Raw genomic sequence first — 23,423 nt, 5'->3', positions numbered from 1 at the left:
GGCTCAGGGGGCCGGCGAGCGAGGCGACCACGGCGGCCCGAGGCGACGGGTCGGCTGGCGCGAGCTCGCCACGCCCAAGCACCGGCGGCTGGGCCCGGGTTGGGTCGATGCCTTCCGAATGGGGGCAATCGGTGGTCTGGTGCCCCAAAAATCCCGGGCGAAGCGACGGATCCCGACGGTTCGGCACCGCAAATTCGTTCCTCCAAGAAAAGACGAGTGGCACTCGTCTCCCGGTGGACGTGCCTCCAAGAAAAGACGAGAGGCACCCGTCTCCCGGTGGACGTGGCTCCAAGAAAAGACGAGTGGCACCCGTCTCCGCGGTGGAGGCGGCTGCAAGATGAGAGGGCCGGCACCCGTCTCCTGGTGGACGTGCCTCCAGGAAAAGATGAGTGGCACTCGTCTCCCGGTGGACGTGCCTCCAAGAAAAGACGAGTGGCACTCGTCTCCCGGTGGACGTGCCTCCAAGAAAAGACGAGTGGCACTCGTCTCCCGGTGGACGTGGCTCCAAGAAAAGACGAGAGGCACCCGTCTCCCGGTGGACGTGGCTCCAAGAAAAGACGGGTGGCACCCGTCTCCGCGGTGGAGGCGGCTGCAAGATGAGAGGGCCGGCACCCGTCTCCTGGTGGACGTGGCTCCAAGAAAAGACGGGTGGCACCCGTCTTCGCGCTGGAGACGCCGCCCTCCGACCCCGCGATCCCTGGCCCCCTTCTCGCCGGCGCTCCGGCGTCGGTCTCCCCCCTCGATGCGGCCTGTCCTTTTCCCATCGACAGATCCAGATCGCCCTTCGCGAGGTGCGCGCGGCGTTCGCTTCGCCCCCGTCGCTTTTGTGAGCCACCGGGAGCCGCTCGCGACCACCTAGTCCAGTTCCCGTGGTCTTGCCCAGCGCAGCCCTCGCTCCCCGGCTTACCCTCGTCCGCCCGAGCCCACTGGCCGGCCTGGACGACGCCGGCCTCGCCCGCGCGGCTGCCGAGGGCCAGCCAGGCGCCGCCGGCGCCGTCTGGGACCGCTACGGCGCCCTGGTGCACGGCCTGCTCCGCCGCGTGCTCGGCCCGGGCGGCGACGTCGAGGATCACGCCCAGGAGACGTTCCTGCAGTTCTTCCGGGAGGTGAAGAACCTGCGGGATCCCGCGGCGCTGCGACCGTTCCTCCTCGGCATCGCCGTGCGCGTGGCGCGGTCGGCGCTGCGGCGCCGGCGGCTCCGGCGCTGGTTCTCGCTCACCGACAGCGGCGCGCTGCCGGACGAGCCGGCCGAGGGCGTCGACGAGGGCGCGCGCGAGGCGGTCGCGCGGCTCTACGCGCTGCTCGACAGGCTGGACGACAGGGCGCGGCTCCTCTTCGTGCTGCGTCACGTCGAGGGGCTGGAGCTCGCGGAGACCGCGCAGGCGAGCGGGATGTCCCTGGCCACGGCCAAGCGCCACCTGGCGAAGGTGACCGCGCGCGTCCACGCGATGGCCGAGCGGGATCCGATCCTCGCGGCGTACGTCGAGCCCGTGGAGGAGGTGAGCGATGGCTGATCCGAGGCCCGGGGTTCCGCCGGAGGTCGCCCTGCGGCGGCTCGCGGCGCTGGCGCGCGAGGCGGGGGCGGTCTCGCCGGCAGACCGCGCGCTCGCCCGCGGCCGCGCGCGGCTGATCGACGAGGTCGAGCGCCCCGTGCTGCCGCTCGCGCCGCGGCGGCGCTGGCTCCTGCCGGCGGCGCTGGCGCCGCTGCTCGTGATCCTGGGCCTCTGGGCGCTGCGCCCGGCGGCGCGCCTGTCGTACCAGGTGGACGGTGTCGCGCCGGGAGACCGCGCCGACGGCGCGGCGCTGGCGGACACCTACGTGCGCGGGGGAGCCAGCGGGGCGACGGCGCGCTTCAGCGAGGGGACGACCGTCCGCTTCGCCCCGGGGGCGCGCGGGCGCGTCACCGCCGTGACGGCGCGCGGCGCGCAGATCCACATCGAGGGCGGCGCCGCGCACTTCCGGGTCGCGCACCTGCCCGAGGCCGAGTGGGTCGCGGCGGCAGGGCCGTTCACCGTCAGGGTGACGGGCACGGAGTTCGACCTGAGCTGGGAGCGCGAGCGGCTCGAGCTGACCATGCAGAGCGGCTCGGTCGCGGTCCGCGGCCCGCTCGTCGCGGGTGGCGTCGCGCTCCAGGGCGGCCAGCGCCTGGTCGCGGACGTGATCCGCGGCGAGCTCACGATCGCGGACCTGAGCGCCGCCGGCGCGCGCGCGCCAGGAGGCGGCGCGCTGCGCGAAGCCGACGCGCCGGCGAGGACCGACGTGCTGGAGGACGCCGGGGCACCGGCCGAGATGGGCATGCTGGAGGACGCCAGGGCGCCGGCCGAGACGGGCGGGGCAGCCGCGGCGGGAGCGTCGGCCACTGCGGGAGCGCCGGCCACTGCGGGAGCGCCGGCCGCGGCAGGAACGCCGGCTGCGGCGGGAGCGATGACCGCGGCGGGAGCGCCGGCCACTGCGGGAACGCCGGCCGCGGCGGGAGCGCCGGCTGCGGCGGGAGCGATGGCCGCGGCGGGAGCAACGGCCACTGCGGGAGCAACGGCTGCGGCGGGAGCGCCGGTCACGACCGAGCCGATGGCCGCGCTCGCGCCAGCTTCGGCTGCGGTCCGTGCGCCCGTGGCGCCTGCGCCCGCCTCGGGGAGCTGCAGCGAGCATGTCGCCCGCGGCGACTTCGCCGGGGCGATCGCGGTGGCGGAGGCGCGGGGCATCGACGCGACGATCGCGGCGAGCCCGCTGCCGGAGATCGCCGCGCTGGCCGACGCCGCGCGCTACACGGGGCGGAACGACCTCGCGCGGCGCGCGCTGCTCGCCGAGCGCGCGCGCTTCCCAGGCTCGCCCGAGGCGCGCTCGGCGGCGTTCCTCCTCGGTCGCATGGCGGAGGCGGGCTCGCCCGCGGCGGCCATCGACTGGTACGATCGGTACCTCGCCGAGTCGCCGGCCGGCTCGCTGGCCGCCGAGGCGCTCGGGCGGAAGATGGTCGTGCTGCGCGCCTCCCAGGGCGACGGCGCGGCCCGGCCGATCGCCGCGCAGTACCTCGCGCGCCACCCGCACGGGGCGTTCGCGGCCGCCGCGGCGGAGATCCTCCGCCGCCCATGAGGCGCAGCGGGTTCGGGCTTGCCCTTGCGCTGTGCGCCGCGCTCTTCGTGTCCCGGGAGGCGAGCGCCGCGGAGGAGATCGGCGTGATCGTGGTGCGCGCGCCGCACGCCGGGAAGGTCGTCGAGGAGGCCACGGTGCGCCTCGAGGGCGAGCTGCGCGCCGTGGGCTTCTCGGTCCGCTCCCTGGAGGGCGCGCCGGGCGCCGACGGGCGCGCGCAGATCGAGGGCGCGGGCGGCGTGTTCGCGGCCATCGCCATCCTCGAGACCGACGGCGGCGCCGTCGCCGGCGCGTGGATCGCGGATCACGCGACGAAGGAGACGCTGGTCCGCCGCGTGGAGCTCGGCGTCCCCGGCGCCAGCAACGCGGCGAGCGATCTCGCCGTGCGGTCGGCGGAGCTGCTCCGGGCCAGCCTGCTCGAGCTGAGCGGCGAGCAGCGGCGCGAGCTGCCCGAGCGGGTGGCGCAATGGATCGCCGATGCGGCCGCGCCGGCGGGGCGCGAGGCCATCGCGCTCGACGCGGCGCCGCTGCAGCCGCGAGCGGCGGTCGCGCCCGCGGATCGATCCACGGCGGCGCGCGGGCCGGCCGCGCCCGCGGGCGGATCCCGGGCGGCGCGCGGGTCGGCCACGCCCGCGGGCGGATCCCAGGCGGCGCACGGGTCGGCCGCGCCCGGGCGGCTCGACCCTGGGAGCGCCGCGCCCCGGGCGCCCACGGCGCCCACGTCCGACAAACTCCGGCTGAGCGTCGAGGCGGGGCTCGCGGCGCTGACCGGCGACGTCGGGGTCGTCCCCGGGCCCTACTTCCGTGTGGGGCACGAGCTGACGGCGAGCGTCTCGCTGCGCGGGACCCTCGTACCGGCCGTCGTGGCCAGGAACCTCGACGCTCCCGGCGGGCGCGTGGCGCTGCGGCAGACCGCGGCCATGCTCGGCCTGGCGTACGCCGCCGGCCCCGAGGCGTGGCGGATCCATCCGGTGATCTCGCTCGGCGCGGGCGTCTACCATGTGACGGTCGCCGGCCGGGCGAACCCTCCTTATCACGACCGGCGTCAGAGCTGGCTCGCCGCCGGCGTCTCCGCAGGGGGCGGCGTCGGCGTCCGCGTCTTACCGTACCTCGCCGTCCACGCGGCGCTCGACGTCTTCGTGCTCGCAAGACAGCCTGTCTTCACCATCGCCGGTGTGGAGGTGGGCCGCACGGGGCGCCCGGCGCTGCTCCCGAGCCTCGGCCTGCAGGTGAGCTTCTGAATCGCCGGATGGTTCTGAATCGTTGATTTTGGTGAGCCACGGAGAGGAGCTCGCGCCCACTTACCAGAGCGAGGCACATCCCGGCTTCGCTTCGAGAGGGAGAGTCATGCGTCATAAGCTTCTTTCGCGCCGTCCGCTGCTCGCCGTCGCAGGGCTGTTCTTGATGCAGGCCGCGTGCGAGGTGCGCTTCATCGAAGGAGTCGACTCGCCGGAGGAGAGCTCGAGCACGGGGGCGTGTGTCGAATGTTGTTCCTCCTCGACGGACTGCGCGTCCGGAGGTAGCGCCGTGGGCGGGTCGAGCGCCGTGGGCGGGTCGAGCGCCGTGGGCGGGGCGAGCGCCGTGGGCGGGGCGAGCGCCGGCGCGGTGTGCGGAGACGGCGTTGTGGACCCGGAGTGGGAGCAGTGCGACGACGGCAACACGGCTGACGGAGACGCCTGCTCGAGCGACTGTCAGCTCCGCGCAGCGGGGGGCGCCGGCGGGGCGAGCGTCGGCGCGGTGTGCGGAGATGGCGTTGTGGACCCGGAGTGGGAGCAGTGCGACGACGGCAACACGGCTGACGGAGACGCCTGCTCGAGCGACTGTCAGCTCCGCGCGGCGGGCGCGGGCGGGGCGAGCGCCGGCGCGGTGTGCGGAGACGGCGTTGTGGACCCGGAGTGGGAGCAGTGCGACGACGGCAACACGGCTGACGGAGACGCCTGCTCGAGCGACTGCCAGCTCCGCGCGGCGGGGAGCGCGGGCGCGGTGTGCGGAGACGGCGTGGCGGAGCCGCCGCGGGAGCAATGCGACGACGGCAACACGGCGGAGGGAGACGGGTGTACGAGCGATTGTCAGATCGGCCCGGCATAGCGCCGTGAGCATCGTGGGGCGGCGCGCCCCGCCGCCTTCAGCCGGTCACGGCAGCACCGAGCGCGTCGGGCACTCGCCGTCTCCCTGGAAATCGCCGAGCGTACGCGCCTGCGCGACGACGTAGTCGTACGCCGTCTCGATCGGGTCCCCGGGCACGGTGATGTTGTACTCGTCGCCGAACACGTCGGTGGCGCTCACCTGCCTGAGCTCCTCGATCGTCGTCTCGCCGTCCCCGTCGAGGTCGCAGTCGGCGATGTACTGCGCGTAGCGCTTCGTCAGCTCCACGCCGGTGGTGATGTTGTCGAAGAACCAGTGATCGCCGTGGATGGTCGGCTTCACGGCGACCGTGCCGCTGGTCGGCACGCCGAAGCCCGTCAACCCGTCCTCGGTCGCGCAGTCGTCGAACGACGTCCCGGCCGAGAAACCCCAGCGGAAGCGCACCTCCTCCGCGGGGACACACGTGTCCCCGGGCGGCGGGCACGACTCGCCGCCCGCCTTCTCGATGACGCCCTCGAAGAACACGGAATAGCCGTTCTCCACCATCAGCGCCACGTCGTCCTCCCTGGTCGGAGGCAACGTCTTCACGCCAGCACGCGCGTTCGGGAGATCGAACCCGAAGCGGTTCCAGCGCACCGCGCTCACGTCCTGGAACTCCGCGATCACGTACCGCGTGGCCGGGGCGTTCTTGAGGTCGAGGACGAACACCGAGGGGTCGACGAGCGTCTCGCCCGCGTCCGTGCGCCCCGCGCGCACGTTGCCCACCGTCACGAGGAACTGCGTGTACGTGACCTTCCAGCCGTCGGCGATGTTCTCCTCTCCCGTGCCCGGCTCGAGGCCCTCCGGGATCGTGTCCTCCGGCTCCACGAACACCTGCACCGTGCCGGTCTCCGACGCCGCGCCGTCGTCGCCGCACCCGGCGACGAGCGCGAGCGCGCAGGTCGCCACCACGAACCCTGTTTCTCTCATTCTCTGCATGATCGAGCTCCTGAATCGTCCGGAATCCGCCTTGATCCGAGCGAGCGCGCACGGGCGCGCCCGGCGAGCACAGGCCCGCGCTGCGTCGCGCGCCCCGCGCCCGCGTCGTCTCTTGTGATGAGGCCCAGGGGGATCAGGCCGCGGGCGGGGAGCTCTTCGGCGCCAGGATCAGCAGCGGGATGGGCCGGACCTCGGACGAGGACCGGAGCGAGGCCGGACAGAGCACCTCGAGCAGCGTGGCCTCGGCCACGGGGTGCACGGGCGCGCCGAGCTGGCCGCGCAGGGTGAACACATCGCAGTGGTCGTCGTCGAGGTGGCCCCCCGCGGCACGCTCGGCGACCTCCGCTCCGGGCGTGCGGCGCTCGGCGACCTCCGCTCCGGGCGTGCGGCGCTCGGCCTCGTGCAGCGCGGCGGCGGCGGCGACGTGCACGAGCTCGCCGTGCTCGCAGCGCGCGTGGGGGACGAGCAGCGCGTGCGAGAGGCCGCACAGCTGCGCGAGCAACGCGAGCACCACGAGCCAGCGGGCGCCCCAGCCGGCGCGGGGGAGCGCCCGCGCCGGGCCGGCGGCGGCGCCGCCGCGACGGCGCCTCATGGCGCGACCGCCGCGTCGATCCAGCGGAGCTCCGGCAGGTCCTGCGCGGTCATGGCCTTGACCAGCACGTTGTGCGCCCGCGAGCCCGGCGCGATCGCGACCTCGGCCGCGCCGCCCGCGGCCAGCTCGTCGAAATTGACGCGCGCGATCCACGCGGCCACGTCGAAGCGAACCACCAGGCGGACCGGCTCGGCGCCGACGCGCGCGGCGAGCCCGATGCTCGGCACGGCGTTCTGCCCCGGGTTCTGTGGGACGGCGTCGACGTCGGCCACGAAGTCGAGCACCTGCGCGCCCCGCGTCGCGCGCCCGCGCAGGCGAGCGGAGTGGCCGCCGGGGGCCTCGGGCGCCGGCGTGGGCGACGCCTCGGTCAGGAACCAGTGGACGCCGTAATCGAACGACGCGCTCCGGATCCGCCCCTCGAACCCGTGGACCCGGCCGAGCGGCTGGGGGGCGGGATCGAGCAGGTCGACGCGCGTGATCGAGAGCATCTCGGCGACGGCGGCGTCGCAGAGCGTCGCCGCACCGCCGGACGCGGCGCAAAAGTACACCGGCCCGAAGGCGGCCGTCGCCTCCTCGAGCTCGACCGTCCACGCGTCCGCGGCGATCGCGCCGGGAGGCGCGGCCTCGGCGATCGCGTCGTAGGAGACCTCGGGCTGGCTCGTGTCGGCGCAGCCGATCGCGGGCGCCGCGAGGAGCAGGAGGAGGGCGCTCGGCGCTGCCAGGCGGTCGTTCATAGGGAGAGCGTCACGTTGCCGAGGATCGTCAGCGGCGGCCCGGCGCTGATGTGCCGCGCCGGCAGCCGCGACGGGACCGGCGTGGTCGGCCAGCTGGAGACGAACGAGTACTCGGCGTCGGCGTACTCGGCGTCGAGCAGGTTCTGCGCCTCGACCCCGACCTCGATCCAGGGCCGGGACGGCGCGTCGCCGCCCCCCGCGCCGAGGCGCCGCCGGAAGGCGAGGGACGCGTCCATCACGAAGACCGGCGCGGCGCGCTGCGCCCTCGGCAGCGGCTGCGGCGAGAGGAACGTCGCGCCGTAGCCGAGCCGCCCCTCGATGGGCGCGCCGGCGATCGCGACGAGCTCCCGCCGGAGCGAGAGGTCCGCGCGCACCACCACGGGCGGCACGAACGGCAGCGGCTCCCCCGGGACGTACGACGGGCTCGGATCCTCGGGCGTCGGCGCGGGCGGCGCGTCCTTCGTGGCGTGGGTGAACGTCGCGCTGACGGTCGAGACCAGCATGGGGCTCGGCGCCGCCTGAACGTACAGGACGACCCCGCGGCGGGTCGTCGGCCCGATGAGGCGCATCCTCCCGCCCTCGGTCGGGTCGGCCTCGACGTCCTCGGAGAGGCGCGTCTCGTAAGCGGCCGCGGTCGCGCTGAGGCCCCCGCCGGGGCGGAACGTCGCGCCGACCTCGTAGCTCCTCACGGCCGTGAACGGCGCGTTCTCCCCGTCCTCGAGCCACAGCGCCTGCGGCGAGCGGTAGCCGTGGCCGTAGGACGCGGAGAGGCGCAGCCGGGGCAGCGGATCGACCTCCAGCGTCGCCCGCGGGCCGAAGGCCACGCCCGCCGCCGTGCGCCGGAACCCCACGATGTGCGTCTCCTTCTGGGCCGCCGGGATGAAGTTGCCGAGGCGGTCGTCCACGTCGAACACGAGCAGATCGGCGCGGAGGCCGCCGCGCAGGCGCGCCCAGCGCGCCGGCTCGAGCAGCACGTCGCCGTGCACGCCGATCCCGGTCAGCTGGATCGAGGCGTCGATGCGCCGATCCCACGTCTCGTTCTGGGGTTGCTGGAGGAGGTTCTGCGCCTGAACGATCCAGTCGGTCTGCACCTCGGCGCCGAGCGCGACCTGGCCGGTGAGCCAGGAGGTGACCGGGGCCTCGGGCGTGCTGTAAGTGAAGCCCCCGCCGAGCGCGGCGTCGTGGTTCGACTGCTCGAAGAGGTCGCCGCGGCCGGTCCACGCGGGGCGCTCGCGCGAGCGCTGCGTGTAGCCGGTGAAGTTCATCCGGCTCCGGTACCCGGACGCCATCGTCCAGAGCCACGCGCTCTTCCGGGAGCCGTCGTCGTCCGCCCGCTCGACGAGGAGCGCGAGCTGGAGCCGGGTCGACGCGGCCGACTGCGAGCGCGCCGAGACGTCGGGGTAGGCGCCGTGGAAGTCGACGCGGCCCGCCTCGATGTCGTCCCGCCGGACCACGCCCGCGAGGTTCGCGCGGGCGCCGTGCGCCGCCACGTGGAGCAGCGCCGAGAACTCGTCCGGCAGCGGCACGCGGTACTGGCCGATCGCGCCGCCCGAGACCGCCCCGCGCGTGCCGTCGCCGAAGCCGTCGGTGGCGCGCACCGCCGCGGCCCCGAACGTGTCCTCGGACTGCGCCTCCGGGGCCCAGAGCGCGAGCAGCCGCCGCGTGCCGAACGAGCCGAGCGTGCCCTTCAGCAGGAGCCCGCGCTCCTCGACGCCGAGGTCGAAGTACGCGCTGCCCGCGATCGCGAAGTCGCCCTGCTGCGGATCGTAGACGCCCTCGACGACGCGCAGCGACCGCACCACCTCCGGGATGATCACGCCGAGGTCGGCGTAGCCCTGGCCGTGCACGTGCGAGCGCTGGTTCAGCGGGATCGGCCCGACCCGGAGCTCGACGTCCTGGCCGTGCTCGGCCTCGAAGCCGCGCAGGAAGATGCGCTGCGCGACCGCGTCGCCCTCGGGGTGCGCGATGTGGACGCCGGGCGCGGTGCGGAGCAGGTCGGCGGCGGTCGCGTGGGGCGCGGCGGACAGCGTCGCGCGGCCGATCCGGAAGTCGCTCGACGCGCGCCGCGGCGGGTTCGGCCGGCCCTGCACGTGGATCTCGATCGGCTTGCCGGGCTCGGCGACGGCGTGTGGGCCGGCGACGCCGCCGGCGAACTCCTCCACCGGCGCCGGCGGGGCCTTCGGCGGCGGCGCCGGCGCGGACGCGGGCGGCGCGGGCTCGGCCGGCGCCGGCGCGGGCTCCTGCTCGTGGGGGCCGGGCGCGAAGTGGAACGGCACGCGGATCCGCGCCCGCAGCGGCGCGCCGCCGCGCATGGCCGGCGAGAAACGCCACCGCCGCACGGCCTTCATGGCCGCGTCATCGAACGCCGCCCCTCCGGACTCGGCCACGACCGCGTCGCTGACCGTGCCGTCCTTCTCGACCGTGACGAACAGCGTGACCGTCGTGTCGATGCCCTCCGCGAGCCGCTCGGGCGGGTACTCCGGATCCACGTGCTCGAGGATCTGCGGCGCCACGGGCGCTTCGGGCCGCGCCTCAGGCTGCCCGAGCGCCGGAGGCGCGGCGAGGGCGGCCGCGGAGAGGCAGCAGAGGAAGGACAGCCAGCGCATGAGCAACCGAGCTGAACGCGACTACCACGCCGCACAGCGGCGCCGCAAGCGCCGCACCGCCGCGCAGCGCGCGCAAACGACGGCGACGGAAGCGCGCGACGTCCACGCGACGTCCGCGCGCCTCCTCGGCGCCTCGGCTCCTCGGCGACACGTCGCGCCGGTGCAGCGGCGGTCTCGCCGCGGGGCGCGGGGCCGTGTATCGTCTCGTCATGCCGAATGAGACGCTCGTCCAGGCGGTCAAGACCATCGTCGCCCTCGCGCGCGGTGGCGACCTCGACGCGGCCTACAAGGGATACCGCGACCTCTTCCAGAAGCCGGAGTTCCTCAAGCAGCGCCCCGAGGATCAGCGCCAGGTGCTGCGGCTCATGATCCTCGCCAAGGGCGTCCCGTCGACGCCGACCGAGGCGATGATCGACGCCCACCGCGCCGCGGTCCCCGCGCTGACCGAGCTCGTGTCGATCCACGGCGATCCCGGCGACCACGAGCTGCTCGGGCTCTGCCACGTCGTGCTCGGCAACGTCGAGAGCGCCGACAAGATCTTCCGCGCCGGCCTCAAGATCGAGCGCGAGCGCAACCCGCAGAGCGATCTGTGCGGCACGCTGATGAAGCGGATCTCGCTGCTCTAGTTCGCGCTCGTCAGGGACGGGACTAGTTCTCAGCAGCACCCGTCCTGGTAGGATGGCCCCCGGGCGCCACGACAGCGCGCCGTCAGGGAGTCCATGCACGTCATCGCGGTCGCGAGCCAGAAGGGCGGCGTCGGAAAGACGACGATTTCCCTCAACCTCGGGCTCGCCCTCGGGCGCGCGGGCAACCGCGCGTTGATCCTGGAGCTCGACGCGCAGGGGAGCCTCGGGCTGTCGCTGGGCCTCGCCGACCGCGCGCGGCCGGGCGTCGCGGAGCTGCTCACGGGCGCCGAGCGGCTCGAGTCGGTGCTGCTCCGGACGCGCGAGCCAGAGCTCCAGGTGCTCACCGTCGGCCGGGTCGATCCCACGACCGTCGCGGGCTTCGAGGACGCGCTCGCCCGCGGGCCCGTGCTCCCGAGCGTGCTCGCGCGGCTCTCGCCGGACTTCGACATCGTGGTCGTCGATTGCCCCGCGGGGCTCGGCAAGGTCACGACGCGGGCGCTCGAGGTGGCGACGCACGCGCTCCTGCCGCTCCAGGCCGAGCCGCTCGCGCTCCGCTCGATCGGCCAGCTGCTCGCGGTGATCGATCGCGTCCGCGCCGAGAAGAACCCGCAGCTGTCGCTGCTCGGCATGGTGCTGTCGATGTTCGACCGGCAGGCGTCCGCGTCGCTCGACGTCGCCGAGACGCTCTGGACGAAGTTCCCCGACGGGATCATCCTCGACACCGTCATCCCGCGCGACGAGGCGTTCCTCGAGGCGTCTCTGCGCGGGGCGCCGCTCCTGCTCATGCAGAAGCGCCCTCCGCCGCTCGCGCGCGTCTTCGATCAGCTCGCGAACGACGTGCTGGTTCGCCTGGACCCCACCTCGCCGGACGATGACGATGGCCCGATCTCGCTCCTCCTTTGATGTCGACGGCGCCGTCGTCACCGCGACGGCGCTGGTCAAGCGGTCGAGGTCGCGGCGGCCGCGGGCGGCGTCGGTCGCGCCCGCGGCCGAGCCGCTCGTGTCGTTCGAGTCCCGGCCGCCGTCCTCGCGGGCGGAGCCGGAGCCGATGTCCTCGTCGCCGCTCTCGCCGTCGTTCGAGGAGCTCGCGCCCTCGAGCGACCTCCTGCCCCTGTCGAGCCCCCTGTCGGGCGCGGGCGCGGGCGGCGAGCTCGGGCTCCGGGGCGCGCTGCCCTCGTCGGCCGACGACGTCGACTCGCGGCGCGGCGCGCCGCTCGACCTGCGGCCCCTGGGCTCGCCGCCCTCGTTCGCGGCGGCGCGCGAGCCCCTCGACGAGCGGCTCGACGGCGCCATCGAGGCGCTCTCGTCGGGCCGCGCGCCGCGCTTCCCGGACCTCGCCGCCGCGGGCGGGCCGGTCGCGCGCTGCGAGCGGGTGCTCGAGTGGATCGCCGAGGCGACGGGCGCCACGGACGTGTTCCTCGCGGATGCGGCCGGGCTCCCGTTCGCCGGCGCGATCCGCGACACGGAGGCGAGGCTCGCCGCCTCGGGCCTCATCGCGTCGGCGATCGGCTCGCTCGTCGCGGCGCTGCCCGGCGCCCCGTCGCAGCGCTTCGAGCTCTGCGTCGGCGACGGGCCGTTCTTCCAGCTCATCGGGTTCCAGGTGCGCTCCGCCGAGTACATCGTCGGCCTGATGCGCCCGGGCCCGCTCACGCCGCGCGAGGCGCACGCCGTCCGGATCGCGTGCCGGCACGCGATCGACGCCGCGGTCGGGGTCATCGGGTGAGCGCGGAGCACGGCGAGCCCTCGTTCGGTCGTGGCGTCGCGGCCGGCGCGGGCGCGCTGGACGACGACGACCCGCTCGCGCCGATCGCGCTCGACGGCATCGGCTACGGCGTCGGCGGCCTCGACGCCATCGTCGTGTTCCACCTCGGCGACGCGCGCGTCCACGCCGTGTTCGTCCGCGAGGGCGCGGCCCTCTCCCCGAGCGACGTGGCCGCGGGGCTGCGCGACGCGTACCTCGGGAGCCAGCTCGCCGCGCAGCGGCTCGTCCCGGAGCGGGAGGGCTCGATCCGCCCCGCCCGCGGCCGCGGCGCGCGGTCGTCGAGCAAGCCGCCGCGCTCGCAGGGCCGCGCGGAGGAGCTCCCGGACCCCGTGGTCACGCTGGAGCTGAGCGGCCGGACCGTCCTCCTGCGCCGCGTCCGCGCGTGCGTCGTCGCGAGCCTGTTCGACGGCACGATGCCGCTCGGCATGGCGCGGCTCGTGGCGCAGCGGCTCGCCGCGACGCTCGCGCCCGAGCTGCCGCTCGAGGAGCCGCCCGAGGAGATGCTGAGCGACCCGTCGGGGCTCTTCGAGGAGCCGCTCAGCGCGGACACGGTGGACGATCTCGTGCGGGGCGTCGCGCGCTCGGCGCCGCCGAGGGGCTCGTCCAGCATCCCGTCGCGCCGCACAGGCGGGACGCCGCCGCCCGTCGATCCACCGTCGGCCGAGGTCGCGCGGATCCAGCGGCTGCTCGCGCTGCTCGAGGCGCGCGCGCCGGAGCCTCACGTGGCGCGGCTCCGGCTCGCCCTGCGCGCCGGGCTGACGCCGCTCGCGCTCGAGCACCCCGACGGGCTCGGCGCGGAGGCGATGGTGCTCGTCGAGACGGCGGTCGCGGACATCCTCGGCCTGGAGCGCGCCGCGCTGCGGAGGCTCCTGTGACGGCGCTCCGGCACGGCCTGCGGGGCCGCATCGACGGCCCGCTCGGCGATCTGGTCGGCCCGATCGTCCCGCACGGGCTGCTCCACGTGGCCGATCAGCTGGTCGTCGCGCACTCCCACCACTTCGCGCTCTTCCTGGAGCAGACGATCTTCGACGCGCTCGGCGGGGAGAGCCGCGGCGTGCGCCGGCAGGCGGCGTTCGAGGCGGCGCACGCGCTGCTCGGGCCGCTGTACGAGGACCGCCACGGGGCGTCGCCGCGGGAGAAGCTCGAGCTCGCGGGCGAGCTGTTCGCCGCGATGGGGCAGGGGCGTCTGCGGTTCGAGGTGAGCGCGGAGGGCGGCGCGGTGCACGCGGACTCGCTCTTCCACGGGACGAGCTTCCTCGCGAAGTACGGCGGTCGGATCCAGAACCGGCTGGCGGTGGACGCGTTCGCCTCGGGCTACTGCGCGGCCGCGGCGAGCCTCGCGTTCCCGTCCGACTGGGGGCGGCTCGACGCCGACGAGGTGACGTGCATCGCGCGGGGCGACGCGACCTGCACCTTCCTGCTGACGCGGCGGTCGGAGCGGCCGCGCTTCGGCGAGGCGCTGACGCGCAAGCAGATCGAGTCGGCGCGGGTGCGCTGGGAGACGGAGGGCGGGCCGCTCTCGCGGGCGCAGCGCGTCGAGGGCGCGATGCTCGAGGAGCTCGGGGCGCTGCGGTCCGACGAGCGCGGGCTCATCTCGGCGTACGGGGTGAACCTGGCGCTCTTGCCGGTGGGGTACATCGATCAGAAGACGTTCGACACGGTGCACCTCATCGAGCGGCGCTCTCCCGAGCTGGTCCCTGTGTTCGAGGCGCTCGTGCGGGAGGCGGCGCAGACGGGCGCGTTCCACCTGCTCGGGGGGATGCTCTCGTCCTCGTCGTTCGAGGCGGCGTGCGGTCCGGTGGGCAGGGATCAGCACGAGCGCCTGGAGCAGTTGCTAGGGCTCGCCCGCGCGCTCGGCTGGGGGGCGCTCTCCGCGCCGGAGTTCCAGCCGGGCCGGGCGCTCGTGCTGCGGGCGCCGATCACGCACGAGAGCGCGTATTACGCCATGAAGCACGGGTCCACGGCGCGGGCGCGGCTCCTGTTTCAACAGGGGACGGCGCTGGCCATCATGCAGCTCCTGCACCGCGTCGATTTCGGGACGGTGCGGCCGATCGACGCCGAGACGTATGGTGGGCTGTTCAAGGTGGGGACGCGGTTCCGCGTGCAAGAGACGAAGTCGCCGCTCAGGGGGGACGGCGCGTGCGAGGTGCGGGTGGAGGCGGTCGAGGACAGGTGGTGAAGGCAGCCGCTCCCTCCGCTCTCGCTGGCGCATCGTTGTCCGAGCCGGCGGGAAGGGCGGCTCGCTCGCCGCGTGACAGCGCGTTAGACTACGAGGAAGGAGGTCGACCATGGCCGAGCCCGCGCGAAAGCTGACGTTCACGTTCGCCGAGTACCTCGCCCGCGAGCAGGCGAGCGAGGCGAAGCACGAACATGTGAACGGCGAGATCTTCGCGATGGCCGGGGGCACGCCGGAGCATGGGCTCATGGCGGTCAACGTGGCCAGCGTGCTCCGCAGCCAGCTGCTCGAGCGACGCTGCCGTGTGTACAACTCCGATGTACGGGTGCGTATCCCGGCGACAGGGCTCGCGACGTACCCGGACGTCAGCGTGGTGTGCGGGGGGCTGGAGCGCGATCCTCAGGACGAGAACAGCATTCTGAACCCAGTCGTGTTGGTGGAAGTGTTATCGCCGAACACCGAGGCCTACGACCGTGGCGACAAGTTCGCTCATTACCAGGCCGTCCCCTCGCTGCGCGAGTACGTGCTCGTCTCGTACCAGAGGAGGCGCGTCGAGGTGTTGCGCCGCAATGACGATGGCACCTGGACGCTCCATGACGTGCGGGAGAGCGGCGTCGCGGAGCTGTCGTCGATCGGGTGCCGTCTTCCGCTCGACGAGGTGTATCGGGGCGTCTTCCAGGAATGTTCGCCCGCGGGCGAAGCATGAGGTTTTGAGCCGCGAGCTCTCCGGGATGGCCGGTGCACCGGCGGGAGGCCTGCCGATGTGCTACGAGGTGCGGCCCATGCCAGGACTCGTATTCCCCTCAGGCTCGTTTGTCGCCTACCTCTTTGATTGCGACGGGACGATCGCGGACTCCATGCCGCTCCATTACCAGGCATGGCTCGAGGCGCTCGCCCCGCATGGGTGCGAGTTCTCCGGCGAAGATTTCTACGGCTGGGCGGGTATGCCGACCGACCGGATCGTCGAGCGCCTGAACGAAAAGTACGGGCTGCGGATGCCGGTCGCAGAGGTCTTCGCGGCGAAGGAGGCGGCGTACCACCGCCTGATACCGACGGTGCGAGGCGTGCCCGAGGTCGTGGCCGCGCTGCGCGAGGCGCCTCCGGGCGTGAAGCGCGCCGTCGTCTCGGGGAGCCCACGGGCGTCGGTGGAACGGACGCTCGAGTTCCTGGGCCTCCGCGGGTACATCGACGAGGTCGTCGCTGCGGAGGATTACGCGCGGCCCAAGCCGGCGCCCGACCCGTTCCTCGAGGCGGCGAGGCGCCTGGGCGTCGAGCCCGCGCGGTGCCTGGTCTTCGAGGACGCCACGCTGGGGATCCAGTCCGCGCAGGCGGCGGGCATGCCGTGGGTCTTCGTCGATCCCCGGGCGCTCGCCGCCGAGCGCGGGTGAGCGGGGCGGAGGGGGCCGGCGGGGGGATACCTCGCCTGGCTCGCGTGGAGCCGGCGCGTCAGTGGGCCGCCGCGCGCCGCTCGGGCCGCGCGTTCCACAGCCGCGTGGCCAGCGCGAAGCCGACGAGCGCGACCGGGAGCATGGCCGCGGGCCATGGCATCCAGTTCCCCGGGGTCTTCGCCGCGTCGCCCGAGGGCAGGATGCTCCCGTAAAGGAACGATTGCGCCGCGGTGCCCAGGTAGACGAAGCCGTCGATGATGCCGGTCGCGACGCCGGCGTTCTTCTTCCCGCCGAAATCCATGCTCGCGGTCCCGGACAGCATGCCGTGGACGCCGATCACGCAGAGCGACATGAACACGACGGTCCACCCGGCGATGGGGAAGCTCAGCGTGAAGAGGACGACGACCGCGCCGAGCACGAGGCCTGCATACAGCACCGAGGCGACCGGGCCCCGGCGCGAATCGAAGACGTGATCGGAGATGAAGCCGGCGAACACGCCGCCCAGGATGCCGGCGATGCAGAGGAGCACGCCCCAGTGCGCCGACACGAAGCCCTGGAGTCCGGTCTTGCCGGCGAAGATGAGGTACCATTTCATGACGGCGTTGCGGAGGAACCCGCTGCAGAACTCGATGGCGACGATGATCCAGATGACCCGTTGCGAGAACATGCGCCGCGCGACCTCGATCGCCCCCTGGCGCTCGCCGGTGTCGCCGGAGGAGGCGTCGGCCGTGTCGAAGTCCTTGAACCCCGCCTGGCCCGGCGTATCGCGGATGAGGAAGAAGTCGAGCACCAGGAACCCGAGCAGCAGCAGGGCGGGGGCGTGGAAGATCCACGGCATCGGCAGGTGCTTGGCGATGAATCGACTCCAGTCGTAGGCGAAGTAGAGCCCGAGCGAGATCAGGATACCAAAGACGCCGCCGAGCATCCCGCGCTCGCGGACGTGGAACCAGGGCGCGTTGACCTTGACGATGGATACGGCGCCAAAGCTCTGGAAGTACATGTTGGCGGAGAAGAGCACCGTCATCGCGGTGATGGCGGCGCCGTGGTCGAGCCGCCCTTCCTGGGCGAGGCGGACGGCCACGCCCATCAGGACGTTCATGAGCGCGGATCCGCCCGCGGCGATCAGGATGGTGGCGCGCCCGCCCCACCGGTCGGTGAGCGGCCCGTTCAGCAGGAAGGCGACGCCGTAGACGGCCGAGCCCCAGCCGTCGATGTTCCCGAACTCGTGCTTGCTGACGAGGTGCAGCGCGTCGAGCTCCGGCGCGTTGGCGGAGAGGTTGTACCGCCCCATGTAGAGGAAGGCGTACGTGAGCCCGAGCGGAAACCAGTTGAAGAACCGCCTGCGCCGGAACTCCTCCGAGTGCCCGAGATCGATCTTCGGCAGCCGCCGCATGACGACCGCGATGGCCGCGAGCAGGAGCACGATCGGCAGCAGCTGGTTGAGCCACACGGGCATGGACGCCCTTCGACGATAATGGCCCCCCGCATGAGCGGCCATGCCTTCGCGCTTCCCCCGCGCGCCCGCTCGCTCGAACTCCGTCCGTGAGGTCGAAGCGCGTGCAGTGACGTGTCGCTGTCCTGAGAGCTACCAGCGAGAGCCGCGGCCAGCTGCCGTGAGGCAGCCCCGGAGAGCGCCAGGGGGCCCTTCCGAGCCCCCTCCAGGATCACCCACCCCGCCCGCGGAAGATCGCGTGGCGGAAGAAGTTGATCTGGCTCTTGGCGAACTCCTTCGCCGCGTCCAGCCGGTCCCCTTCGCGCGACGAGCTGCGGATCAAGAGCTCCCCGTTCTCGTAGAGCTCCCGCGTCTTGCTCCGCTGGAGCTTCCCGCTCGAGGTCTTCGGCAGGATGCCCGACCCGACCGCCACCACGTCATCGACGGTGAGCCCCATGGCCTGCTGGACGACGCGGCGCACCTCGCCCTTCAGCGCCTGCTTCTCCTGCTCGTCCGACGCCGGGGTCTCGAAGACGATGACCACGCGCTCGCGGTCGTTGTGCGGCTTCATCGTCCCGAACGCGATCACGTTGCCCTTGCGGACCCCGGAGACGCGGCTCGCCTCCCACTCGAGATCCTGCGGGTAGTAGTTGCGCCCGTTGACGATGATGACCTCCTTCGAGCGCCCGCAGATATAGACCTTGCCCTCCGCGAGGTACCCGAGATCGCCGGTCCGCAGCCAGCCGCCCGCGAACGCCTCCTTCGTGAGATCCGGGTCGTTGAAATAGCCGGGCATCACGCTCGGGCCCCGCAGCCGGAGCTCCCCGACCTCGCGATCGCCGAGCGGGCGCGCGCTCTCCGCGTCGTCCGACGCGAAGACCGCGATCTCGTGCCCCTCGAACGCCGACCCGCACTGCACGAGCGACGACGCGCCCTCGCTGTCGGCCGGGACGGGCGTCGCCTTGCCCTCCTTCCAGAGCGTCTCGCCGTCCACCGCGTCGGTCTGCAGCCCGGCCCCGAGCGCGCTGAACGACACCGCCAGCGTGCTCTCGGCCATCCCGTACGAGCAGACGAACGCTTTCTCGTCGAAGCCGACCGGCGCGAACTTCTCGGCGAACGCGCGCAGGTTGTCGGCCCGGATCGGCTCGGCGCCGCACCCGGCGACCCGCCACGTCGAGAGATCGAGCCCCGCCATCTCCTGCTCTCGGATCCGCTTCACGCAGAGCGCATAGGCGAAGTTCGGGCCGAACGACACGTTGCCCCGGTGGCGCGTGATCGTCTCCAGCCAGCGCACCGGGCGCTTCAGGAACAGGAGCGGCGGCAGGAACGTGATCGTGTTGACGTAGTAGAGCGGCGCGATCACGAAGCCGATGAGCCCCATGTCGTGGTAGAGCGGCAGCCACGACACGCCCGTGTCGACCGACTCGCGCACCCCCAGGCCGAGATCCACGATCGCCCGCACGTTCGCCGCCAGGTTCCCGTGCGTGAGCACCACGCCCTTCGGGCGCGACGTCGAGCCGCTCGTGAACTGGAGGAAGCACACGTCGTCGAGCTCGACCTTGACCGGCTTGAGCTCCTCGCGGGCGCCCCGGAGGCCCTCCACCGCCACGATCTGCTCGAGCGCCGGCGCCTGCGCCTGGATCGTGCCGAGCATCCGCTTGATCTCGGCGCTCGTGAGCAGCACCTTGGCGCCGCTCTTCGCGACGATGTGCAGCGTGTTCTCGAGGTAGCCGGTCAGCTTGCCGAGGCCGGTCGGCGGGTAGATGGGCACCGGGATGACGCCCGCGCGGATCGCGCCCAGGAAGGCGAAGATGAAATCGGCGTTGTCCGGCAGGATCAACGCGACGCGATCGCCCTTCTGGAGCCCGAGCGCCTGGAGCGCGCCGCCGAAGCGCGCGCTGGCCCGCTCGATGCCCCCGTGCGTGAAGAACGGCTCGTTCTCGCTGGACTCCTCGATGAAGCGATAGCCCGTCTTCGTGCTCGCCGCTGCGTCCTCGATCGCCTGCGCGACCGTCCGCGGTTTCCAAACAGCCGTCATCCCGAGAGCCTTCCTTCGTTCTTGAGCCGGAGCTCGATGGCCTTGACGACGTCGGCGACCGTGTCGACCTCGCGCAACATGTCGTCGGGGATCGAGAGGTCGAACTTATCCTCCATATCCGCGACGATCTCCATCACTCCCAGCGAGTCGAGGCTGAGGTCGGCGACGAGGTGGCTCGACTCCTCGATCTTTACCTCGCCGGCCGTGTGTCCTTCCAGGAGCTGGATGATCTCTGCCCGCAACGTCTCCCGTGTCCACGTCATCCTACGTTCCTACCCCAACTGCGGCGTGGCGAGGAGGGGCTTGCTCGGCCGCAAGGCCGCGGGAATTCGGCGTCGCACCCCCTGACCCGACGCTCGCGCGTGCATCAGGGACGGGCGGCGTCGACGATCTCGCGCAGCCGACTGAGCCCCTCGAGCGCCCGCGCGCCGTACCACATGAGGTCCTTGCCGTCGCACCTGATCACGTGGCCACGGCGGGCAGCGGGGATGTCGAGGGAGCGAAATATTGCCGCGTCGGCGTCGGTGAAGGCGTGCGGCTCATCGGGCAGCAGGACGAGCTCCGGGGCGCGGGCGATCACCTCGTCGAGGGTCACGCGGGGGTAGCGGAGGTCGCGGCCCTCGACGCGCTCGGGGGGCAGCGGCGGCGCCTTGCCCAGGTCGGCCGCGAGCGGGTAGCGCCGGGGCCTATCCTCGAAGACGTTCTGCGCGCCCACGAGATCGAGCATGTCGGAGAGGAACGTGTCGCCGTGGACGGTCATCAGCGGGTCCATCCAGATCGGGACGAAGGCGCGGATCGGCGGGCGCTCGCGGCGCCGCGCCTCGGCCGCGGCGTGGGCGCGGTAGGCGGCCGCGACCTGCTCGCGCGCCGCGGCCGGCGGCGGCTGGCCCGGGGCGCCGTGCTCCACGTACGCCGGGGGGGCGGGCGCGCCGGGCTTCGCCGCGGCGTGCCCGAGCAGGCGCGCCAGCCGGGCGAGGTGCGCCACGCCGTCGGCGACCCGCTTCGGGAACGAGACGAGCACCCGGAGCCCCGCGGCGTCGAGGCGCTCGATGTCGCGCTTGCTGTTCTCCTCCTGGTTCGCGACGACGACGTCGGGGTCGAGCGCGGCGATGCGGTCGACGTCGGCGTCCTTCGTGCCACCGACGAGCTCGATGCCCTCGACGTCCTCGGCGGGCGCGACGCAGTAGCGGGTGCGGCCGACGAGCCGATCCCGGGCGCCGAGCCGGAGGAGCGAGTAGGTGTCGCTCGGCACGAGCGAGACGATGCGCCGCGGAGGGGCGCGCCACTCGTGCTTGCGCCCCCGGTCGTCGACGATGCGGATGAACGACCCGGCAAAGGCCGGTCCCCAGCCTGCGCTGAACGCCATGCGCCGGATGTAGCCCGCCGCCGCGCGCGCTGCACGTGAACTGACGTGAACTGACGTGGACTGACGTGGACTGACGTGGACTGCGCCGCGCCCGAGCTGCGCGCCCCGGGGCCTGAACAGCGCCGCGTCCACTTAGTTGGCCCGCCCGGGCGAAGTCTGCGACGACGGCTCGTGCAGATCGATCGCCTCGATGTGCGTCGCGGAGGCACGCTCCCGTACCCGCCTTCCGGCCTGCCCGCTCTCCCCCTCGGCGCCGCGCGCGAGGAGACACCCCGCCGACGGGCGGCGCCCCGCGGGGGGCGGCTGCTGCCGTGCCAGATCGGCCGCTACACGCTGTTCGATCACATCGGCCAGGGAGGGATGGCCGATCTCTACCTGGCCCGGGTGCGCACGGACCTCGGCGCCGCGCGCCTCGTCGCCATCAAGGAGGTCGCCCCGAGGTTCGCGCACGACCCGCGCTTCGTCGAGATGCTCGCGAGCGAGGCCAGGCTCGCGGCGGGGCTGCGCCACGCGTCCATCGTGCAGGTCGAGGACCTCTGCCGCGAGGACGGCTCGCTCTTCATCGCGATGGAGTACGTCGAGGGCCTCGACCTGCGCGAGCTGCTCCGCCGCTGCGCGCGCCAGAAGGTGAAGTTCCCGGTCGCGTTCTCGCTGCTCATCATCGCCGAGGCGCTCCAGGCCCTCGCGTACGCCCACCGGAAGGGCGTCGTGCACCGCGACGTCTCGCCGTCGAACGTGCTCCTGAGCTTCGAGGGCGAGATCAAGCTCTGCGACTTCGGCATCGCCCGCGCGCACGAGCGCTGCGGGGCCATGGACGAGGCGCTGCAGGGCAAGGCCGGCTACATGAGCCCCGAGCAGGCCCGGGGCGAGGCGCTCGACGCGCGATCCGACGTCTTCGCGGCGGGCATCCTGCTCTGGGAGCTGCTCGCCGGCCGGCGGATGTACAGCGCGGGCCCCGGCGCCGCGCTCTCCAAGGAAGCGGCGCGGGGCGATCTGCTCGAGCTCGCGCGGCGCGCGTCGATCCCGCCGCTCGTGGAGCGCGGGCTCCCTGACGAGGCGGCGCTCCACGCGATCGTGGCGCGGGCGCTCGCGGTCGCGCCCGACGACCGCTACCCGAGCGCGGCGGCGATGCTCCAGGACATCACCGCCTACGCGGCGGCGGCCGAGCTGACGGCGAGCCCGCTGCGCTTCGGGGCGTGGCTGCGCGACAACTTCGGCGCGGAGCTGGTCGCGCCCCGCCGGGCGCGCGAGCGCGCGGTGCGCGCGCTGGAGCTCGGTCCGCCCGCGGTGATCGAGCCGATCGCGACCGTGCCCATCGCGCCGAGCGCCAGGGAGGCCGTCACGCCGAGCGCGATGGACATCGGCGCGCAGGGCGCGATGGCGATGGCAGCGCCGCCGGCGATGGTGATGGCAGCGCCGCCGGCGATGGAGGCCCCCGCGCCGCCCGCGAGGGCGGCCGGCGCGCAGGGCCCAGAGCCCGCCGCGCTGGCCTTCGCCGAGCCCCCGCCCTGGGCCAGGGCGCAGCCTCCGCTCGCTCGCCCGCAGCAGCGCTGGCCCGTGCCATGGCTCGTGCACAACGCGCTGCTGTTCGCCCTCGCCGCGCTCGTCATCGCCGGCTGCTATCTCGCGGCGCGCTAGCGCCCGCTCGGGCGAGGAGAACGTCGCATCTCGCTCCCGTCGGGCGCGCCGGCGCCCGTCGCCGTCAGCCCGCGTCGGCGATCGGCGCTTCGGGCACGGGCACCTGCATCTCCGGCCTCCGCTCGCACGCGTCGTTGCCGATGCCGACGCCGTAGCGGTAGATGAGCTCTCCGCCGAGCCAGCCGCTTGCCCCCGCGAGGCCGAACCCCGCGGTCGACAGCGCGATCCCGAGCGGCCGCAGCCCGATCGCCCGGGAGGTGAGCGAGGCGCCGTACAGGCCGGCGATCGCGAGGTTCATGGCGCCGTGGACGAAGCCGATCCGCTTCGCGGGGCCGAGGGTGGTGCTCCAGTCGGCGAGCCCGGCGAAGGCGGCCACGAGCGCCCCGCCGAGGCCGATGGCCGCGGTCGCGTCCGCTCCCCGATGGAGACGGCGCCGCCTGCGGCCGATGCCGGCGAGATCGAGCACCAGCGCGCAGGACCAGGCGCCGATGGGGATGGTCACCAGCACCGGGTGCAAGGGGTGCCCGAGGAACTTGCCATGCAGCACCTTGGCGACCGTCGGCGCTCGCCTCAGGACGGACTGGATGCCGCGCTGAAGCGGGTCGGCCATCCGGTCGATCCAGTCCTGCTCCTCGATTCCCCCCAAGACTGCGCTTCCGATCATGTTCCCCTCCTCCGAGGCGCGTGGCTGCGCGGATTTCCAGCGCATGGCGCCCGCCCCGCCGGCCGTCCAGCGGTGAACCCCTGACCGGATCCCGAGCAATCGGCGGACCCCGCGGGAGCGGGTGGGGCGTTCCCATCCCTTCCCGCGGCGCGTGCCTCCGCGACGCTCGAGCAGGCCGCGCAGTTCGCTTTTGCAATGGTGTTTTACTAAAATTTCAGGTTCGAAATCAGTGAGCGCCCCATCTGAAGTGA

21 protein-coding genes are annotated in these 23,423 nt (G+C 73.5%); 12 read left to right on the top strand and 9 right to left on the bottom strand.

The genetic code is table 11. The annotated features are described in order from the left end of the window. Positions 1-869 precede the first annotated feature (869 nt). From WMF34_RS35945 to WMF34_RS35930, 4 genes are all read left to right on the top strand, one after another. The gene (locus WMF34_RS35945; RefSeq protein ID WP_437990665.1) at positions 870-1,514 is read left to right on the top strand and encodes an RNA polymerase sigma factor; all 645 of its coding nucleotides are present in this window, start codon (positions 870-872) and stop codon (positions 1,512-1,514) included. Next, complete coding sequence (locus tag WMF34_RS35940; protein ID WP_437990664.1) at positions 1,507-3,090, top strand: tetratricopeptide repeat protein; 1,584 nt, start codon at positions 1,507-1,509, stop codon at positions 3,088-3,090. Before WMF34_RS35945 ends, WMF34_RS35940 begins: the two co-directional genes overlap by 8 nt. Beyond that, positions 3,087-4,328 (top strand): hypothetical protein, encoded by a 1,242-nt coding sequence (locus WMF34_RS35935; RefSeq protein ID WP_437990663.1) that lies wholly within the window; start codon positions 3,087-3,089, stop codon positions 4,326-4,328. Before WMF34_RS35940 ends, WMF34_RS35935 begins: the two co-directional genes overlap by 4 nt. A gap of 106 nt (positions 4,329-4,434) precedes the next feature. Continuing rightward, a complete protein-coding gene (locus WMF34_RS35930) occupies positions 4,435-5,175 on the top strand; it encodes a DUF4215 domain-containing protein (protein WP_437990662.1) in 741 nt (246 codons plus the stop codon). Positions 5,176-5,220: 45 nt separating this feature from the next. Here WMF34_RS35930 and WMF34_RS35925 read toward each other — a convergent pair whose 3' ends face one another. From WMF34_RS35925 to WMF34_RS35910, 4 genes are all read right to left on the bottom strand, one after another. Next, the gene (locus WMF34_RS35925) at positions 5,221-6,150 is read right to left on the bottom strand and encodes a hypothetical protein (protein WP_437990661.1); all 930 of its coding nucleotides are present in this window, start codon (positions 6,148-6,150) and stop codon (positions 5,221-5,223) included. 133 nt (positions 6,151-6,283) lie between these two features. Beyond that, positions 6,284-6,742 carry a hypothetical protein gene (locus WMF34_RS35920; protein ID WP_437990660.1) on the bottom strand — a complete coding sequence of 153 codons (459 nt, stop codon included), beginning with the start codon at positions 6,740-6,742 and terminating at the stop codon, positions 6,284-6,286. Then, positions 6,739-7,476, bottom strand: coding sequence for a hypothetical protein (locus WMF34_RS35915; RefSeq protein ID WP_437990659.1), 738 nt, complete (start codon positions 7,474-7,476; stop codon positions 6,739-6,741). The genes WMF34_RS35920 and WMF34_RS35915 overlap by 4 nt, the downstream gene beginning before the upstream one ends. Beyond that, positions 7,473-10,082 (bottom strand): TonB family protein, encoded by a 2,610-nt coding sequence (locus WMF34_RS35910; protein ID WP_437990658.1) that lies wholly within the window; start codon positions 10,080-10,082, stop codon positions 7,473-7,475. Before WMF34_RS35910 ends, WMF34_RS35915 begins: the two co-directional genes overlap by 4 nt. 209 nt (positions 10,083-10,291) lie before the next feature. Between WMF34_RS35910 and WMF34_RS35905 the strand changes: the two genes are divergently transcribed. The 7 genes from WMF34_RS35905 (at position 10,292) to WMF34_RS35875 (ending at position 16,034) form a co-directional block, all read left to right on the top strand. Beyond that, positions 10,292-10,708 (top strand): hypothetical protein, encoded by a 417-nt coding sequence (locus tag WMF34_RS35905; RefSeq protein WP_044966617.1) that lies wholly within the window; start codon positions 10,292-10,294, stop codon positions 10,706-10,708. A gap of 93 nt (positions 10,709-10,801) precedes the next feature. Then, entirely contained in the window at positions 10,802-11,611 is an 810-nt protein-coding gene (locus WMF34_RS35900) for a ParA family protein (RefSeq protein ID WP_012239668.1), read from the top strand. Next, entirely contained in the window at positions 11,586-12,431 is an 846-nt protein-coding gene (locus WMF34_RS35895) for a hypothetical protein (protein ID WP_437990657.1), read from the top strand. Before WMF34_RS35900 ends, WMF34_RS35895 begins: the two co-directional genes overlap by 26 nt. Continuing rightward, positions 12,428-13,345, top strand: a complete 918-nt coding sequence (locus WMF34_RS35890) for a hypothetical protein (RefSeq protein ID WP_437990656.1) — start codon at positions 12,428-12,430, stop codon at positions 13,343-13,345. Before WMF34_RS35895 ends, WMF34_RS35890 begins: the two co-directional genes overlap by 4 nt. Further along, the gene (locus WMF34_RS35885) at positions 13,342-14,649 is read left to right on the top strand and encodes a hypothetical protein (RefSeq protein ID WP_012239665.1); all 1,308 of its coding nucleotides are present in this window, start codon (positions 13,342-13,344) and stop codon (positions 14,647-14,649) included. The genes WMF34_RS35890 and WMF34_RS35885 overlap by 4 nt, the downstream gene beginning before the upstream one ends. 109 nt (positions 14,650-14,758) lie before the next feature. Then, on the top strand, positions 14,759-15,352 hold the full coding sequence (locus WMF34_RS35880) for a Uma2 family endonuclease (RefSeq protein WP_012239664.1): 594 nt from the start codon (positions 14,759-14,761) through the stop codon (positions 15,350-15,352). A 76-nt stretch (positions 15,353-15,428) separates the two neighbouring features. After that, positions 15,429-16,034: an HAD family hydrolase gene (locus tag WMF34_RS35875; RefSeq protein WP_012239663.1), complete on the top strand. Its 606-nt coding sequence runs from the start codon at positions 15,429-15,431 to the stop codon at positions 16,032-16,034. Positions 16,035-16,092: 58 nt separating this feature from the next. Here WMF34_RS35875 and WMF34_RS35870 read toward each other — a convergent pair whose 3' ends face one another. The 4 genes from WMF34_RS35870 to WMF34_RS35855 form a co-directional block, all read right to left on the bottom strand. Continuing rightward, complete coding sequence (locus WMF34_RS35870; protein WP_437990655.1) at positions 16,093-17,490, bottom strand: MFS transporter; 1,398 nt, start codon at positions 17,488-17,490, stop codon at positions 16,093-16,095. A gap of 208 nt (positions 17,491-17,698) precedes the next feature. Further along, the gene (locus WMF34_RS35865; RefSeq protein ID WP_012239661.1) at positions 17,699-19,504 is read right to left on the bottom strand and encodes a fatty acyl-AMP ligase; all 1,806 of its coding nucleotides are present in this window, start codon (positions 19,502-19,504) and stop codon (positions 17,699-17,701) included. After that, entirely contained in the window at positions 19,501-19,767 is a 267-nt protein-coding gene (locus WMF34_RS35860; RefSeq protein WP_012239660.1) for an acyl carrier protein, read from the bottom strand. The genes WMF34_RS35865 and WMF34_RS35860 overlap by 4 nt, the downstream gene beginning before the upstream one ends. A 104-nt stretch (positions 19,768-19,871) precedes the next feature. Beyond that, positions 19,872-20,870 carry a helical backbone metal receptor gene (locus tag WMF34_RS35855; RefSeq protein ID WP_012239659.1) on the bottom strand — a complete coding sequence of 333 codons (999 nt, stop codon included), beginning with the start codon at positions 20,868-20,870 and terminating at the stop codon, positions 19,872-19,874. A 171-nt stretch (positions 20,871-21,041) separates the two neighbouring features. Here WMF34_RS35855 and WMF34_RS35850 point away from each other — a divergent pair, with 171 nt between their 5' ends. Further along, positions 21,042-22,508 carry a serine/threonine-protein kinase gene (locus WMF34_RS35850; RefSeq protein WP_437990654.1) on the top strand — a complete coding sequence of 489 codons (1,467 nt, stop codon included), beginning with the start codon at positions 21,042-21,044 and terminating at the stop codon, positions 22,506-22,508. Between the two features lie 64 nt (positions 22,509-22,572). On the opposite strand, the gene WMF34_RS35845 is transcribed toward WMF34_RS35850, so the two are convergent. Continuing rightward, entirely contained in the window at positions 22,573-23,172 is a 600-nt protein-coding gene (locus WMF34_RS35845; protein ID WP_437990653.1) for a DUF2231 domain-containing protein, read from the bottom strand. Between the last annotated feature and the right edge of the window lie 251 nt (positions 23,173-23,423).

It is taken from the genome of Sorangium sp. So ce145, from assembly GCF_051525985.1.
Taxonomy (GTDB): Bacteria; Myxococcota_A; Polyangia; order Polyangiales; family Polyangiaceae; genus Sorangium; species Sorangium cellulosum_B.
The sequence above is the reverse complement of the archived record's forward strand: the minus strand, read 5'-3'. Positions and strand labels throughout refer to the sequence as shown.